At 60.8% G+C, this 15,288-nt stretch carries 15 protein-coding genes; 5 read left to right on the top strand and 10 right to left on the bottom strand.

The genetic code is table 11. The features are described from left to right. Nucleotides 1-179 precede the first annotated feature (179 nt). The 6 genes from BN1129_RS13425 to BN1129_RS13400 are packed head-to-tail and all read right to left on the bottom strand — an operon-like array spanning nt 180 to nt 5,010. The gene (locus tag BN1129_RS13425; protein WP_042037188.1) at nt 180-1,358 is read right to left on the bottom strand and encodes a hypothetical protein; all 1,179 of its coding nucleotides are present in this window, start codon (nt 1,356-1,358) and stop codon (nt 180-182) included. Nucleotides 1,359-1,360: 2 nt separating this feature from the next. Then, nucleotides 1,361-2,023, bottom strand: coding sequence for an energy transducer TonB (locus BN1129_RS13420; protein ID WP_042037186.1), 663 nt, complete (start codon nt 2,021-2,023; stop codon nt 1,361-1,363). Continuing rightward, on the bottom strand, nt 2,020-2,421 hold the full coding sequence (locus BN1129_RS13415; protein ID WP_005339369.1) for an ExbD/TolR family protein: 402 nt from the start codon (nt 2,419-2,421) through the stop codon (nt 2,020-2,022). The genes BN1129_RS13420 and BN1129_RS13415 overlap by 4 nt, the downstream gene beginning before the upstream one ends. Then, nucleotides 2,418-2,948 carry a MotA/TolQ/ExbB proton channel family protein gene (locus BN1129_RS13410; protein WP_042037184.1) on the bottom strand — a complete coding sequence of 177 codons (531 nt, stop codon included), beginning with the start codon at nt 2,946-2,948 and terminating at the stop codon, nt 2,418-2,420. The genes BN1129_RS13415 and BN1129_RS13410 overlap by 4 nt, the downstream gene beginning before the upstream one ends. After that, nucleotides 2,945-4,252, bottom strand: a complete 1,308-nt coding sequence (locus tag BN1129_RS13405; RefSeq protein ID WP_042037182.1) for a MotA/TolQ/ExbB proton channel family protein — start codon at nt 4,250-4,252, stop codon at nt 2,945-2,947. The genes BN1129_RS13410 and BN1129_RS13405 overlap by 4 nt, the downstream gene beginning before the upstream one ends. Continuing rightward, complete coding sequence (locus BN1129_RS13400; RefSeq protein WP_042037180.1) at nt 4,249-5,010, bottom strand: DUF3450 domain-containing protein; 762 nt, start codon at nt 5,008-5,010, stop codon at nt 4,249-4,251. Before BN1129_RS13400 ends, BN1129_RS13405 begins: the two co-directional genes overlap by 4 nt. A gap of 208 nt (nt 5,011-5,218) precedes the next feature. Between BN1129_RS13400 and BN1129_RS13395 the strand changes: the two genes are divergently transcribed. Beyond that, a complete protein-coding gene (locus BN1129_RS13395) occupies nt 5,219-5,995 on the top strand; it encodes a helix-turn-helix transcriptional regulator (protein WP_042037178.1) in 777 nt (258 codons plus the stop codon). A gap of 71 nt (nt 5,996-6,066) precedes the next feature. Here the strand turns inward: BN1129_RS13395 and glmS are convergent, their stop codons facing one another. Both glmS and BN1129_RS13385 read right to left on the bottom strand, forming a co-directional pair. Further along, entirely contained in the window at nt 6,067-7,899 is a 1,833-nt protein-coding gene (gene glmS, locus BN1129_RS13390; RefSeq protein ID WP_042037176.1) for a glutamine--fructose-6-phosphate transaminase (isomerizing), read from the bottom strand. A gap of 48 nt (nt 7,900-7,947) precedes the next feature. Continuing rightward, nucleotides 7,948-8,721, bottom strand: coding sequence for a DeoR/GlpR family DNA-binding transcription regulator (locus BN1129_RS13385; RefSeq protein ID WP_042037175.1), 774 nt, complete (start codon nt 8,719-8,721; stop codon nt 7,948-7,950). Between the two features lie 123 nt (nt 8,722-8,844). On the opposite strand from BN1129_RS13385, the gene blrA reads away from it, so the two are divergent. The 4 genes from blrA to creD all read left to right on the top strand — a co-directional run bounded on the left by blrA (nt 8,845) and on the right by creD (nt 13,342). Next, complete coding sequence (gene blrA, locus BN1129_RS13380) at nt 8,845-9,519, top strand: beta-lactam response regulator transcription factor BlrA (protein WP_042037195.1); 675 nt, start codon at nt 8,845-8,847, stop codon at nt 9,517-9,519. A gap of 34 nt (nt 9,520-9,553) precedes the next feature. Continuing rightward, a complete protein-coding gene (gene blrB / locus BN1129_RS13375; RefSeq protein WP_042037173.1) occupies nt 9,554-10,975 on the top strand; it encodes a beta-lactam sensor histidine kinase BlrB in 1,422 nt (473 codons plus the stop codon). A gap of 77 nt (nt 10,976-11,052) precedes the next feature. Next, entirely contained in the window at nt 11,053-11,847 is a 795-nt protein-coding gene (gene blaOXA, locus BN1129_RS13370) for a class D beta-lactamase (RefSeq protein WP_042037172.1), read from the top strand. A 118-nt stretch (nt 11,848-11,965) separates the two neighbouring features. Next, nucleotides 11,966-13,342, top strand: coding sequence for a cell envelope integrity protein CreD (creD, locus tag BN1129_RS13365; RefSeq protein WP_042037171.1), 1,377 nt, complete (start codon nt 11,966-11,968; stop codon nt 13,340-13,342). A 51-nt stretch (nt 13,343-13,393) separates the two neighbouring features. Here creD and glmU read toward each other — a convergent pair whose 3' ends face one another. Together glmU and BN1129_RS13355 are read right to left on the bottom strand one after the other, a co-directional pair. Beyond that, a complete protein-coding gene (gene glmU, locus BN1129_RS13360) occupies nt 13,394-14,755 on the bottom strand; it encodes a bifunctional UDP-N-acetylglucosamine diphosphorylase/glucosamine-1-phosphate N-acetyltransferase GlmU (protein ID WP_042037170.1) in 1,362 nt (453 codons plus the stop codon). Nucleotides 14,756-14,849: 94 nt separating this feature from the next. Beyond that, nucleotides 14,850-15,278 (bottom strand): F0F1 ATP synthase subunit epsilon, encoded by a 429-nt coding sequence (locus tag BN1129_RS13355; RefSeq protein ID WP_042037169.1) that lies wholly within the window; start codon nt 15,276-15,278, stop codon nt 14,850-14,852. Nucleotides 15,279-15,288: the final 10 nt, after the last annotated feature.

Below are 15,288 nucleotides of genomic sequence, written 5' to 3'. Positions count from 1 at the left end.
GCTTTTCTTTCGGCGCCCACATCACTAGGAAGCTGGCTCATCAGGTTGGCGTGTTCCGCCGTGCTGGTAGGGGCGCATTATAGGGAGCCACGCCGGGATGACAAGGGCTTTTTGCAAAAATGCGTTCGCTTGCTGAAAAAGCGAACTGAACGCCCCAAAACAGCCCCTGGGCACCTCTTTTACGCCGCTTTTTTGCTCAACTCTTCGCTTTGTGCCCGGATATAGTTGACCCAGCTGGTTGCCTTCTGCTGCCAGTTATCCTGTTGCTGCAGCTCACGGGCCAGTTCCAGCGCCTGGGCATACTGCTCCTTATTAAGGTGTACCTGCACCAGCAACGCTTTGGCACGATTGCCTTGCTCGCCTTTTACCGACTTGATGGCGGCGAGCTGGGTCATGGCGGCATCTGTCTTGCCCTGTTGCAGCAGCAGTTCGGCGGCGCGCATGGCGGCTTTCGGCTGACCGTGCTGGTTGGCCAACTGTTGCCAGCTATCGACTGCTTGTGACCACTCCCGGGCACCTTCCCACAATTGGGCCAGCAGTTGGCGGTTTTCAGCACTTTGCTTCATCTGCCCCTTGGCCATGGCCGCTTCCAGCAGACGGGCACCACGATAAGGCAGCCCTTGCCAGGCATAGAGGCGGATCAGCTGGTTGCGAGCTGATGCGTCATCCATCAGTTTTCTGTCGATGGCTGTCTGCAGCAGCGCCAGCGCCTGATCGCCACGTTTGGCGGAGAGGCTGAGCGATACCGCCTGTTGCCACCATTTGCTCTCTGTCGGCTCGTGGCGGATCAACTCGGCCGCCTGATCGGCCGCCACGCCATAACGTTGTTGGGCGGTAAGGGCTGAGAGACGAATGATAGCGGCCTGCTTGTGCCAACCCTTCTTCAGTAACTGTTCGCTCTGACTGGCGGCATCACTGTACTGCTTGTTGTGGTAATAGAGGCCGGCCAGACGCAGGTGCAAAGCATCATCTTGCTGGAGCGCCAGTGCCGCCTTGTAGCTGGCAATGGCGCCGGACCAGTTGGATTGCTGGGCCTGAATATCACCGCGCAGACGCAGCAGCTGGAGCTGTTGCTGCTCCGGCCACTCTTTATAAGCAAGGGCCTGTTCGACGTAGCGGCTCGCCTGGGCGGTCTGTTGCAGGTTGGCTGCCAGTGAGGCTTGCAGCTGGGCCAGCCAGGCGCGCTCGGCATCGCTATTTGGCTTGAGGCCGGAAGCCTTGCTCTGGGCCTGTTGCCACTGGCCGGACTGATAGAGCTTCATCACGGGTTCAAGCTGACGGGAGAAGTGAGGGCTGACCTCCATCGCCAGACAGGCTTGGCCGACCAGGGCCAGCAGACAGATCCAGATCCGCAACATAGTTATGACTCCAGTTTGAATTTGAGCGTGATGACTTGCACCAGCTTGTCGGTGGTGCCCGGTCTCGGCTGATAGCGCCACTTATTGATCGCCTGAATGGCCGCCCGCTCGAACTGACGCTTAGGTCTAGCCTCGACCACTTCCACATCCTGCACGCCACCTTCGGCATTCACGCTAAAACGCAGGGTGACGAATCCTTCGATCCCTGACTGTTGGGCACGATAGGGGTAAACCGGCTCGATCCGTTGCAACGGCATCAACATGTCACCAGCGCCGATACCCGCCCCCTGCTGCTGGCCGTGGTAGTTGCCACTCAATACCGGTGCGGTACTGGTCGCCACACCGGGGGCATAGACCTGCACAGCACTGAGGCTGGAGACCAGATCCAGGCTCGGCTCAACGGCCGACAAGGGGGCCGCAGCCGGCATCGGCAACGGTGTCGAGGCCAATGCAGCGGGAGGCTCGGGCAAGGGATCGGGTTCCTGCGGCACAGGACGCTCGCGCACCTGCACCTCGGTCACCTCGTTCTGCATATTGATGACGATGGATTTTTGCTCACTCGCCACCTTCTCGCCTCTAGGCGGTTCAACCAGCGTGGCCATGAACAGCAGGATGCCCAGACTGAGGGCGATCCCCAGTCCCAGGCTCATCAGCTTGTATTTCATTTCGGCGCCACCGCCACGGCGATATTGGCGATACCCGCCGCCTTGGCCTCATCCATCACCCGCACTACCTTGCCGTGGGGCACCCGTTCGTCGGCCTGGATCACCAGACTGGCATCGGGCTGCTCCGCCAGCAGGCGGGCGATAGTGGCCTGTACCCGTTCCACATCGATCTGCTTGCGGTCGAGGAAGATCTGACCCTGAGCCCCGATCGCCAGCATGATGCTGGAGGATTTCTGCGCCTTGGCCTGACTGGCCTGGGGCCTGTGTACCTCGAGCCCGGCTTCGCGTACGAAGGAGGTGGTGACAATAAAGAAGATCAGCATGATGAACACGATATCCAACATGGGTGTCATGTCGATCTGCACTTCGTCACGCTGGCGTTTGGATTGCCGTCTCATTGCATTACCTTCTCTTCTCGCAGGCCGTCCCGGGTCTTGGCCAGCGCACGCTTGGCCTGGCTCTCGAGCCGACTGAGTAACAACACGCCTGAGAGCGCCACGACCATGCCTGCCATGGTGGGGATGGTGGCGCGGGAGATCCCGCCCGCCATGCTCTCCGGGTTAAAGCGGTTGGCCGCGGCCAACGCATCGAATACGCCGATCATGCCGGTCACTGTGCCCAGCAACCCCAGCATGGGGCAGAGCACCACCAGGGTGCGGATGAAGATCAGATGACGGTTCAGCTCCAGCTCCGCCTGCGCCAGCCAACGGCTGCGGATCGCGCGAGCGTGCCAGCTATGGCGCTCGCGGCGGGCCTGCCAGCGGCCGAGCAGCTGTTGCTGCAAGGGGCCAAAACCCAGATTGAGGTAGAGCAGCCGCTCGATCATCAAAATCCACATCAGCACCAGCAGGGCCAGAATGACCCAGAGCACCGGGCCGCCACGGCCCATGAAGCTCTGTAGCTGTTGCCAGATGTCGAGCATCATGCTGCTCGCTCCATCCCGCTGTTATTGCTCTCGGCACGCTCGGCCAGAATGCCGGCCACCTGCTGCTCCAGCACATTGGAGAGTTCGGTGAAGCGCGATTGCAGCAGGCTGTGGGCCAGGATCAGCGGAATGGCTGCTACCAGGCCTTGTACTGTAGTGACCAGCGCCATGGAGATGCCGCCCGCCATGATCTTGGGATCGCCGGTCCCAAATTGGGTGATGGCCTGGAAGGTGCCAATCATCCCGGTCACGGTACCAAGCAGACCCAGCATGGGGGCAATGGCCGCGATCACCTTGACCATGCCGATGCCACGCTCCATGCGAGGGGTCTCCTGCAGGATCGCCTCATCAAGACGCAGTTCGAGGGTCTCCATGCTCAGCTCGGGGTGTTTGTCCGCTACCGTCAGCACCCGACCGAGGGCATTGTCGGCATGATATTCACCGCTCTTGAGCTGGCGACGCACCAGCGTCAGTTCGCGGGAGAGGCTCCACAGCCGTACCGCCGCGATCCCCAAACCGATGGCAGCCAGCAGCACGATAATGGCGCCAACCTGACCACCTTGTTGTACCTGCTGCCAGAAGGTGGGCGCCTGCGCCAGCATCGCCAGCAGAGAGCCATGAGCAGGATCCAGCGGCAGCGCTTCCCCTTCCTGACCCTGATACGCCGCGACTGCAGAGAGCACGCTACCGGGCAGACCCAGCACCGGACTCAAGCCTTCAGCGGTCGGCTGCAGGAAGCCTTCGCTCCCCAGCAGGGCAAAGCTGCCAACCCGGGTCAGCGACTGCTCGCTGGCAGCCCCCTGGGCATCGAGCACCTTGCCGTTGAACTGGGCAATCCGGCCAGATTCGCGGATCTCTTGCAGCAGGGTGGCGGGCAGCAGGGCAAGGGCAGCGCGATCCGGCACCTGTTTATCCTGTGCCATGGTTTTCAGCGGGGCGAGGCGATCAGGATGCTGCCCCTCGACCGCAGAGTCGGCCAGCAACTTGACCGCATCGCTGGCGCCCTGACGGGTGACTGCGAAGATCTCGTTCATATCGCCGGAGGCTTGCTCCCACTGGGCGCTGAGCTCAGTCAGCTGCTTCTCGTTGCTGGCGAACTGGCTGGCCAGCTCCTTGCTCAGACGCTGGGCTTCGGCCAGTTTGGCGCGGGCAGTGCCAAGCTCCTTGGCAACAATCGCCAAGTCTTGCTGAGCCTGCTGTTCGCGGGCCTGCTCCTGCTGTTGCCACTCATCATTGGCGACAGCCACGTTGGCACTGCAGGAGAGGGCGATAAGAAGGGGGAACCACTTCATGGTGACTCTCATGATTGAGCCTCCTGACTGCGGCTGACAGATAGGGGGACATTGAGCAACTGGGGAACTTTCTTGTCGGCAGCCACATCCATCGCCTCAGCTATGGGGGAGAGCCACTGGCTGTCGAGGGCTTGCCACTGCTTCGCCTCGGCTGACCAGCGCCATGCCAGGCTGCGATCTGCTGTCATCGCCAGCAGGGAGACACGACCCAGCGCCAACACATCGACCCGACGCGGGGCACCATCCAGCTCCAGCTCGGCGGAATAGCTGTCCATCCGACTGCCATATTCGGCTTCAATCTGATAGGCCTGCAGCAGCTGACGGAGCTTCTCGGCCTCGCTCACGTCCGCTCGGGCCAGGGTCGCTTTCAACTGTTCAACCCGCGCCAGCCGCTCTTCCCGGCGCAGCGGGATGTCGTTTTGCACCAGCTGTTCCAGATCTGCCTGCATCTGCAACATTAGCGGGATCAAGCCCTGACGGGTCTCTTGCACCGCTTCCAGCTGCTGGCTCAATTTGCCCAGCTCATTTTGCTGATCGGCCACCAGAGATTGCATGTAGCGGTTGTAGGCTTCCAGATCGCGCAGTTGCAGCTGGGTATTTTGCAGCTCGGCTCTGGCTGCAACGGCAGCATCGGCGGCTTTTTCCACCCGCTGCTGGGAGGCTTTCCCGGCAGCTATGCTGTTGTTGAGGGCAGGAGCAACCAGCTCATCCCCGATGGCAGCAAAATGGACTGACAATGGCAACAAGGCCAAACTCCAAAACTTGTTCATGATACAAATCTTAACAATGATAACTATTCTCATTGTCTCAAAGAGTGGGGTCAGAGGCAATCAGATGATTTTCTTGGCCTTCGGCCGAAAAACAGGATAATTTTTAAGCAAGCACGGGAGTCACTGGCGTTGGTCGTCACAACACCAAATTAGTTAATAAAAAATATCTTTTCGATCAATGTGATAGAGATCGAAAAAGGAGATCTACATGTTTAACGATGCGATCTGGGAACACATCGAGCGGTTCACCAAGGCCAAGGGGACCAGCGATATCCAGCAGCAACTGGAGCGCTTCAGTCATCAGATGGGATTTGATTACTTCCGTCTGCTGATTATTTTCCCCATCAGCATGCAGAAATCCCACGTGGCCTTGTTCAACAACTGCCCCACCAGCTGGTTCGAAGCCTACAGCGAGCGGCACTACCTGACCCAGGACCCAGTGGTCTTCCTGGGCCTGAAACAGACCCAGCCCATCTTCTGGAACAAGCTCGACTGTGACTCTCCCTGGCTGCCCAGCGCCAGCCGGGAGGTGATGAATCTGGCAGCCGACTTCGGAGTGAGAAATGGCGTCTCCTTCCCGCTGCACACTCCACAGGGGGAACACGGCATCCTCTCTTTCATCAGCAAGGAAAAATCCAATTCCGATCTGATGTTTGAAAACGTCCCCTTGTTGTCGTTCTGCGCCAGCTACATCTTCAATTCGGCGTTGCAGCTGATAAAAAGCAGACCGGATCTGATGAAGCACCTCACAGAGCTGTCGGATCGGGAGAAGGAGTGCCTGTTCTGGGCCAGTGAGGGCAAGACCTCATGGGAGATCGCCACCATACTCGGCATCAGCGAACGGACCGTTAACTTCCACCTCAATCAGGTCACCAACAAGACAGATTCGAAGAACCGCAACCAGGCGATCGCCAAGAGCATCTCCAGCGGCATCATAGTACCCTCGCTGGAGGACGTGACAATCACCAATCTGCGGCTGTCATAGAGACCACCTCGCCAGACAACCAGACAAAAAAAGAGCCGCAATGCGGCTCTTTTTTCCTTTCTGACAACGGCTTATTCCACGGTCACCGATTTCGCCAGGTTGCGCGGCTGATCCACATCCGTGCCTTTGATAAGCGCGACGTGGTAGGAGAGCAGCTGCAACGGCACTGTGTAGACGATAGGGGCTATCATCTCTTCCACGTGGTTCAGGCTCATCACCCGCATGGTGGCATCGCTCTTGAAGCCGGCGTTCGCATCGGCGAACACGTAAAGGATACCGCCACGAGCACGGACCTCTTCCACGTTGGACTTGAGCTTCTCCAGCAGATCGTTGTTCGGCGCCACGACTATGATGGGCATCTCGGCATCGATCAGCGCCAGCGGGCCGTGTTTCAGTTCACCGGCGGCATAGGCTTCAGCATGGATGTAGGAGATCTCTTTGAGCTTGAGCGCGCCCTCCATGGCGATGGGGTACTGGCTGCCACGGCCGAGGAACAGGCTGTGGTGCTTGTCGGCGAACTCTTCGGCCATAGCCTCGATGTCCTTGGCCAGCGCCAGGCTCTCCTTGATGCGCAGTGGCAATGCTTGCAGCGCCTTGACCAACTCGGCCTCGGCGGCGGCACTCAGGTTGCCACGGCAGTGACCAACGGAGGCCACCAGCATCAGCAGGCCAGCCAGCTGGGTGGTGAACGCCTTGGTGGAGGCCACACCGATCTCGGCACCGGCACGGGTCATAAAGGCCAGATCCGACTCGCGCACCAGGGAGGAGCCCGGCACGTTGCAGATGACCAGCGAGCTCATGTAGCCGGACTGCTTGGCCAGACGCAGGGCGGCCAGGGTATCGGCGGTCTCACCACTCTGGGAGAGTGTCACCAACAGGCTGTTGGGGCGTACGACCGACTTGCGATAGCGGAACTCGGAGGCGATCTCCACGTCGCAGGAGACACCGGCGATCTCTTCGAACCAGTAGCGGGCGACCATGCCTGAGTTATAGGAGGTGCCGCAGGCGACAATCTGGACGTGCTCGACCTTGTCGAAGATGGCACGGGCACCGTTGCCGAACGACTCGACCACAACGTGATCTGTGCCCAGACGGCCTTCCAGGGTATTGGTAATGGCTTTGGGCTGCTCGTAGATCTCTTTGAGCATGTAGTGACGGTACTCACCCTTGTCACCGGCATCGTGAGAGAGTTCGGACTCCAGCTCTTCGCGCACCACGGCCTCGCCATGGGTATCGAAGATGTGCACGTCGCGACGAGTCACCTCGGCCACATCGCCCTCTTCCAGGAAGATGAAGCGACGGGTCACTGGCAGCAGCGCCATCTGGTCGGAGGCAATGAAGTTCTCGCCGATGCCGCGACCGATCACCAGCGGGGAACCGGAGCGGGCCACCACAACGCGGCTGTCGTCACGGCTGTCCATCACGACTGTGCCGTAGGCACCGCGCAGCTGCTTCACCGCAACCTGCATGGCCACCAGCAGACTGGGGGCGGATTTCAGCTCGTGGTGCACCAGGTGAGCAATCACCTCGGTATCGGTGTCGGAGCTAAACACATAGCCCAGCCCTTGCAGCTCGGCCCGCAGCTCTTCATGGTTCTCTATGATGCCGTTGTGTACCACCACTATGTGCTCGGAGATGTGGGGGTGGGCATTGCGCTCGGACGGCTCGCCGTGGGTGGCCCAACGAGTGTGGGCGATACCAGTACCACCGTGGACGGACTGCTCCTCCAGCGCCTTGGCCAGTTCGGCCACCTTGCCCAGACGGCGAACCCGCTGCAGCGGCTGGTTGGCGCTGAACACGGCCACACCGGCCGAGTCATAGCCACGGTATTCCAGACGGCGCAGGCCTTCGACCAGAATTTCAGCCACATCACGTTGGGCGACGGCCCCGACGATGCCACACATAGACTTCTCCTCAAGAGGTAAAAATGGAAATTCGTTTGGATATTCAGGTTAAGCCGCCACGGGGGCGCAGATCAGCGTGATCCCCCGGGCTTGAATCTGTTCTCTGGCCGAGGTGGCCAAGCCTTCGTCGGTCACCAGGGTCTGGATGTTCGCCCAAGGCAGCTCGAGGTTGGGGATCTTGCGGCCTATCTTCTCCGACTCAACCATGACGATGACCTCCCGCGACACCTCAGCCATGACCCGTGACAGGCCCACCAGCTCGTTGAAGGTGGTGGTGCCCCGCTCCGGGTCTATGCCATCGGCGCCAATGAACAGCTGGTCGAAGTCATAGGAGCGCAATACCTGCTCCGCCACCTGACCCTGGAAGGATTCGGAGTGAGGGTCCCAAGTGCCACCCGTCATCAACAGAATAGGCTCATTTTCCAATTCCCGCAGGGCGCCGGCCACGTTAAGGGAGTTGGTCATCACGATGAGGCCGCGCTTGTTTCCCAGCATGGGGATCATGGCGCTGGTGGTACTGCCGCTGTCGATGATGATGCGATTGTGATCGCGGATCCGTTCGGCGGCAGCACGGGCTATGGCCAGCTTTCGTTTCGAAACTTGCTCGGGATTGCAGTCCACCACCATCTCGCTGGGCAGGGGTATGGCACCACCGTAACGACGCAACAGCAGGCCACCGGTTTCCAGCACAGCCAGATCTTTGCGGATGGTCACTTCAGAGGTGGAGAAGTGCTTGGCCAGGGTATCGACGCTCACTTCACCCTGCTCCTGCACCAGGCTCACTATGGTGTGGCGACGCTGCTGAGTATTACGTTTGGTCATCTTTAAGTTTCGATTCGAAATAATATCGAAATTTTAGCGCCTTTTTTGGAAAAATAAAACAGCAAATAGGATCCGATTTGGTTCGATGCCAAAATGGGGACGCTGATTTGCGACGAGGACGCCATGCAAAAAAAAGTCATCTGGCTGGTGGAAGATGAGGCCAGCATCGCCGACACCCTGATCTATGCGCTGCAAACCGACGGCTTCGAGGTGGAGTGGTTTCCCCTTGGTCAGTCGCTGTTGACGCGACTGCAACAGACGCGGCCCGATTTTCTGATCCTGGATGTGGGACTGCCAGACATCAGCGGCTTCGAGCTATGCAAGCAGGTGCGGGCCCACTGCGACACTCCGTTGATGTTTCTCACCGCCCGCAGCGAGGAGATAGACAGACTGATCGGGCTGGAGATAGGAGCCGACGACTATGTAGCCAAGCCCTTCTCGCCACGGGAAGTTTGCGCCAGGGTGCGGGTAATACTGCGCCGTAGCCAGCCCACACTCCCCCAACCGAGCCAATTGCTGGCACTGGATGAGGAGCGGGCCCGCATCAGCTTTCACGGTCAGCCACTGGCGCTCACTCGCTACGAATACCTGCTGCTCAAGACGCTGATGCAGGCACCGGGCCGGGTCTACTCCCGTCAGCAGCTGATGGATCTGGTATGGAGCGGGGCGGAGGAGAGCCTGGATCGCACCGTCGACACCCACATCAAGACCATCCGCGCCAAGCTGCGGGAGCGCGACCCGGACGCCAACCTGATCCTGACCCATCGCGGGCTGGGCTACAGCCTGGAACTGGCATGAACATGCTGCGGCCGGGCACCGGCCGGGAGTCGACATGAGAATTGGACTGCAACTGCTGTGCGGGCTGGTGCTGATCTTCGCACTGGCTGCCTGGTTCGTACTGGAGATCTTCGTCGAGGAGATAAAACCCGGGGTACGCAGCGCCACCGAAGATACCCTGGTCGACATGGCCCAGATGCTGGCGCCGCTGGCACTGGACGATCTGCAGGAAGGAAAGATGGCGGATGGCAGGCTGGCCAGCGCCTTCGCCCGCCTCAACCAGAGTCCCATCAATGCCCTGATCGACGGCCACCTCAAACAGCAGACAGAGTACCGCATCTACGTAGTCGACCGCTGGGGCAAGGTGGTTTACGACTCGGACGGGATGGATCTGGGCAAGGACTACTCGCGCTGGAACGATGTCTATCGCACCCTGCGCGGTGAATACGGAGCCCGCAGCACCCGCAGCGATCCCGACGATCCCGCCAGTTCCGTGATGCACGTGGCCGCGCCGCTGCGGGAAGGGGACGATATCCTGGGATCCCTCACGGTCGCCAAGCCCAACCGCACTTTGTTGCCCATGATAGAGCGCAGCGAGCACCAGCTGTTGCAGGGGGCGGCCCTGCTGCTGTTCATCTCGCTGCTGATCGGCGCCCTGCTGGTGTGGTGGCTCAACCGCGCCATCGGCAAGCTGGTGCACTACGCCGATGCGGTCAGCCACAACCAGCCGGCCAGCCTGCCACCGCTCTACAGCCCCGAGCTGGACCGGCTTGGCCGATCTCTGGAGACCATGCGCCGCCAGCTGGATGGCAAGGCCTATATCGAAGCCTATGTGCACAGCCTGACCCACGAGCTAAAAAGCCCGCTGGCCGCCATTCGCGGGGCAGGGGAGTTGCTGGTGGAAGCGCCGCCACCCGAGGTGGCGCGGCGCTTTATCGGCAACATCAATCTGGAGACGGCCCGCATGCAGCAGCTGATAGAACGTATGCTGCAACTGGCCAAACTGGAGTCGGGGCAGGGGTTGGATCGCCAGGCCACCGACCCCGCCAGGCTGGGGAGACGGGCGCTCGATGCCCGCCAGATCATCGCACAGCGCCGCCAGGTGACGCTGGTGGCCGAACTAGGCGAGGCCCAGAAGCAGAAGTGGGACTCGCTTCTGGTGGAGCAGGCCCTCGGCAACCTGCTGGACAACGCCCTCGACTTCTCACCCGCTGGCAGCACGATCAGATTGACCGGCGAGATGCACGCCGACGGTTACGGCTTTCGGGTACGGGATCAGGGGCCCGGCATTCCGGACTATGCCCTGCCACGTATCTTCGAGCGTTTCTACTCCCTGCCCAGGCCTGACAAGGGCAAGAGCAGCGGCCTGGGGCTCAGCTTTGCCTCCGAGGTGGCCCGCCAACACGGCGGCCACCTGAGCCTCGGCAACCAGCCCGATGGCGGTGTGCTGGCCGAGCTCTGGCTGCCCACCGGCTGACTCTTCACACTGGCCACATAAAGCGGCGTCATACTCGCTCCTCCCGGCCCTTAGCCCCATTTGCCCAAGGAGACCCCATGTCCCGCACTCTGTTACCCGGCCTGCTCGCTGTAGGCCTGCTATTCTCGCTGCCGACCAGCGCCGCCTCCGGCTGCCTGCTGTTTGCCGATGGCAGCGGCAAGCCCATCAGCAGCCAGGGGGATTGCTCCAGCCAGCTGACTCCCGCCTCCACCTTCAAGATCCCGCTGGCACTGATGGGGTATGACAGCGGCTTCCTGGTGGATGAAACGCTGCCGGCCCTGCCGTTCAAACCCGGCGACGATGACTGGCTGCCCGCCTGGCGCGAGACCACAACCCCGAGCCGCTGGCTCACCTACTCTGTGATCTGGTACTCCCAGCGCCTCACCGAGTGGCTGGGGATGGAGCGCTTTCAGCAGTACGTCGATCGCTTCGACTACGGCAACCGGGATCTCTCGGGCAACCCCGGCAAGCACGACGGTCTGACCCAGGCCTGGCTCAGCTCCAGCCTCGCCATCAGCCCCCAGGAGCAGGCTCGCTTCCTCGGCAAGCTGGTGAGCGGCAAACTGCCGGTCTCCGCCCAGACCCTGCAGCACACGGCCAATATCCTGCGTCAGCCCGATATCGACGGCTGGCAGATCCACGGCAAGACCGGCATGGGCTACCCCAAGCTGCTGGATGGCAGCCTCAACCGGGATCAGCAGATCGGCTGGTTTGTCGGCTGGGCCAGCAAGCCGGGCAAGCAACTCATCTTCGTCCACACGGTAGTGCAAAAACCCGGCAAGCAATTCGCCTCGCTCAAGGCGAAGGAAGAGGTGTTTGCCGCCCTGCCCGAACAGCTGAAGAGGCTGTGATGCCAAGACCGGTGCAAGGCGCCGGTTTTTTTATCCCCCTTCACCCCCACTTCACACAAGCCCATCTCCCCTTCACTTCGCGCTGACAGACTCGTTCCATCCAACAAGGAGACGTGTCATGGTCAAACAGATATTCACCCACAAGATCTTTCTGCTGCTGTTGCTCAGCCTGCTGCTAATGGTGCCGGTGCAATCCATCATGGAGCTGAACCGGGAGCGTCAGGCTTACCGCAGTCAGGCCATTCACAGCATCATGGCCAGCAGCAGCGGCCCGCAACGGCTGATGGGGCCGATCATAGTGCAGCCCTATACCCGCTCGGTAACGGTCGAGCAGGAGGGCAAGCGCTTCGTCCGTCAGGAGCAGATCTACCGCTACCTACTGCCGGAGCAGCTGGATATCAAGGCCAACATGGAGGTCACCCCGCGCAAGCTGGGCATCTATCAGGCGCAGGTCTATCAGACCCGGCTCACCCTCTCGGGCCGCCTGCCTACCCGACAGAGCCTGCTGGATGACGCGACCTTACCGCTTGATGAAGCGGCCGAGCTGGTGGCGGGCAAACCCTACCTCAGTCTGGTGCTCTCCGATGCCCGTGGTATCAACAGCGTCCCCGAGCTGCAGCTCGGCACCCAGCGGATCCCGTTTGCCCCCGGCGCCCTGTTGGGTGACGGGCTGGCCGGCATCCATGCGCCGCTCGCCGCGCTACCGGGGGAGGGCGGTACTTTTCATATCGAGCTGGATCTGCAGGGGATGAATGAGCTGGAAGTGGTGCCCCTCGGCCAGGACAGCAAGCTCAACCTCGCCAGCAACTGGCCCCACCCCAACTTCATCGGCGACTTTCTGCCGGGCAGCCGCACCCTCACCGCCCAGGGGTTCGACGCCAGCTGGCAGAGCAGCTGGTTTGCCACCGACATGGAGAGCCGTTTCAATCGCATGATGCAGGGAGGGGATGAGCCGCTGCCCGCCTTCAGCGTCAGCCTGGTGCAGCCGGTGGATCACTATCAGCTCAACGAGCGGGCGGCCAAATATGCCCTGCTGTTTATCGGCCTCACCTTTATCAGCTTCTTCATGTTCGAGCTGCTCAAGGGGCTGCGGGTCCACCCAATCCAGTACGCGCTGGTGGGCATGGGGCTGGCCATCTTCTATTTGGTATTGCTGGCGCTGACCGAGCACCTCGGCTTTGGCTGGGCCTATCTGGTCGCCGCACTGGCCAGCGTGCTGCTCAACGGCTTTTACCTCAGCCATGTGCTGGGTGGCCCGAAACAGGGGATCGGCTTTGCGGCGCTGCTCGGGCTGGTCTACGCCATCCTGTTCGGTCTGCTGCAAGCACAGGAGATTGCTTTGCTGCTCGGCGCCCTGCTGCTGTTCGCCATACTGGCGCTGATCATGGTGCTGACCCGCAAGCTCGACTGGTATCAGGTGATGGACTACAACGCCCCCGTCACCACATGGGCTGCGCCCCAGCCATCGACCAGTGACACCAACCATCAGCTATAAGCCAAAAAAACCGGCGCCATCAGGCGCCGGTTGCATTTTATTGATCGGGCATCACTTCTTCTTGACCGGACGTGCCCAGTTCTTGATGTGACGCTGGGGCACCCGGGTGATCACCAGCTCGTTCTCGGCTACATCCTTGGTGATGGTGGAGCCCGCCCCCAGAGTCGCGCCCTTGCCGATGCGCACCGGCGCCACCAGCTGGGTATCGGAACCCACGAACACATCATCCTCTATGATGGTCTGGAACTTGTTCACGCCGTCGTAGTTGCAGGTGATGGTACCGGCACCGATATTCACCTTGGCACCCACCTCGGCATCTCCCAGATAGGTGAGATGACCACACTTGGAGCCGACCCCGAGACGGGATTTCTTCATCTCGACGAAGTTGCCAACGTGCGCATCCTGCTCCAGTACGGACCCGGGGCGCAGACGGGCAAACGGGCCGACCGAGCACTGATCCGCTACCTGGGCCCCCTCGATGACGGAGTAGGGCTTCACCTCTGTGTGGTCGCCGATGACGCAATCCTTCAGTACGCTGCCGGCACCGATGCGCACGTGGTTACCGAGCGTCACCTTACCCTCGATGATGACGTTGACGTCGATCACCACCTCTTCACCGATCTCGAGCGACCCGCGCAGATCGAAACGAGCGGGGTCGATCAGGGTGACACCGGTGATCATCAGCTGCTCGGCCTGCATCTTCTGGTAGCTGCGCTCCAACTGTGCCAGCTGAACCCGGTTGTTGGCCCCTTCCACTTCCATGGCGCTGTCCGGATGGACGGCGGCGATGGGGCAACCATCGGCATGGGCCATGGCGATCACGTCGGTCAGGTAGAGTTCGCCCTGGGCATTATTGTTATCCAGGCGCGACAACCAGCCACGCAAGTCGGCGCCGTTGGCCACCAGCACGCCGGTGTTCACTTCACGGATGGTCAGCTGCTCGGCATTGGCATCCTTCTGCTCGACGATGCCGACCACCTGACCGTTGGCGCGCACTATGCGGCCGTAACCGGTCGGGTTGTCCAGCACCACAGTCAGCAGCGCCATGCCGTTGTCAGCCTTGGCGGCCAGCAGCCGTTGCAGGGTCTCCGGCTGGATCAGCGGGGTATCGCCGTACAGCACCAGCACGTCATCTTCATCTTTCCAGAACGGGATTGCCTGGGCAACGGCATGGCCGGTACCCAGTTGCTGCGCCTGCAGCACCCAGTTCAGGTCGGGCGCAAGGATCCGCTCCTTCAACAGCTCGGCACCGTGGCCATACACCAGATGCAGTTGCTCGGCACCCACCTTGCGGGCGGTGTCAATCACATGGGAAACCATGGGTTTATTGGCTACCGGGTGCAGCACCTTGGGCAGGACTGAGCGCATGCGGGTACCTTTACCCGCCGCCAGGATCACGACATTGAGGGACATAACTCGACCTTTGGAACATGAATAAATACTCGGCGGAGTCTATCCAACGAGTAAAAAAAAAGCGACCCGAAGGTCGCTTTTTACATCACCGTTATTAGCGGTAATTCTTTTTGACGATATCGATAACCCGCAATTGGGCCATCGCCTTGGCCAGCTCGGTGGCGGCCTGGGCGTAGTCGATATCACCATGGGAGCTGTGGATCCGCTCTTCGGCTGCGCGCTTGGCTTCCTGGGCTTTCGCCTCATCCAAGTCGTCAGCACGAATCGCAGTGTCCGCCAGCACGGTCACGGATTCGGGTTGCACTTCCAGCATGCCGCCGGAAATATACAACACCTCTTCGCTACCATTTTGCTTGATCAAGCGGACCAGGCCCGGCTTGATGGCAGTCAGCAACGGAGCATGACCGTGACGGAGACCCAGCTCACCTTCGGAGCCTGATACCTGAGCAGATTGCACCCGACCGGAAAAAAGTTTCCCTTCGGCGCTCACCACATCCAGGTGAAAGGAGATCATCTCAGCCATGGGCCCTCCT

The organism is Aeromonas popoffii, from assembly GCF_000820025.1.
In the GTDB taxonomy this organism is placed as follows: Bacteria; Pseudomonadota; Gammaproteobacteria; order Enterobacterales; family Aeromonadaceae; genus Aeromonas; species Aeromonas popoffii.
The sequence above is the reverse complement of the archived record's forward strand: the minus strand, read 5'-3'. Positions and strand labels throughout refer to the sequence as shown.

Excerpts from the sequence above, each read along its gene's own strand:
- BN1129_RS13395 (WP_042037178.1), top strand. The coding sequence starts at position 5,219 with ATGTTTAACGATGCGATCTGGGAACACATCGAGCGGTTCACCAAGGCC.
- BN1129_RS13400 (WP_042037180.1), bottom strand. The coding sequence starts at position 5,010 with ATGAACAAGTTTTGGAGTTTGGCCTTGTTGCCATTGTCAGTCCATTTT.
- creD (WP_042037171.1), top strand. The coding sequence starts at position 11,966 with ATGGTCAAACAGATATTCACCCACAAGATCTTTCTGCTGCTGTTGCTC.
- BN1129_RS13420 (WP_042037186.1), bottom strand. The coding sequence starts at position 2,023 with ATGAAATACAAGCTGATGAGCCTGGGACTGGGGATCGCCCTCAGTCTG.
- blrA (WP_042037195.1), top strand. The coding sequence starts at position 8,845 with ATGCAAAAAAAAGTCATCTGGCTGGTGGAAGATGAGGCCAGCATCGCC.
- blrB (WP_042037173.1), top strand. The coding sequence starts at position 9,554 with ATGAGAATTGGACTGCAACTGCTGTGCGGGCTGGTGCTGATCTTCGCA.
- BN1129_RS13355 (WP_042037169.1), bottom strand. The coding sequence starts at position 15,278 with ATGGCTGAGATGATCTCCTTTCACCTGGATGTGGTGAGCGCCGAAGGG.
- blaOXA (WP_042037172.1), top strand. The coding sequence starts at position 11,053 with ATGTCCCGCACTCTGTTACCCGGCCTGCTCGCTGTAGGCCTGCTATTC.
- glmS (WP_042037176.1), bottom strand. The coding sequence starts at position 7,899 with ATGTGTGGCATCGTCGGGGCCGTCGCCCAACGTGATGTGGCTGAAATT.
- BN1129_RS13410 (WP_042037184.1), bottom strand. The coding sequence starts at position 2,948 with ATGATGCTCGACATCTGGCAACAGCTACAGAGCTTCATGGGCCGTGGC.
- BN1129_RS13415 (WP_005339369.1), bottom strand. The coding sequence starts at position 2,421 with ATGAGACGGCAATCCAAACGCCAGCGTGACGAAGTGCAGATCGACATG.
- glmU (WP_042037170.1), bottom strand. The coding sequence starts at position 14,755 with ATGTCCCTCAATGTCGTGATCCTGGCGGCGGGTAAAGGTACCCGCATG.
- BN1129_RS13385 (WP_042037175.1), bottom strand. The coding sequence starts at position 8,721 with ATGACCAAACGTAATACTCAGCAGCGTCGCCACACCATAGTGAGCCTG.
- BN1129_RS13425 (WP_042037188.1), bottom strand. The coding sequence starts at position 1,358 with ATGTTGCGGATCTGGATCTGTCTGCTGGCCCTGGTCGGCCAAGCCTGT.
- BN1129_RS13405 (WP_042037182.1), bottom strand. The coding sequence starts at position 4,252 with ATGAGAGTCACCATGAAGTGGTTCCCCCTTCTTATCGCCCTCTCCTGC.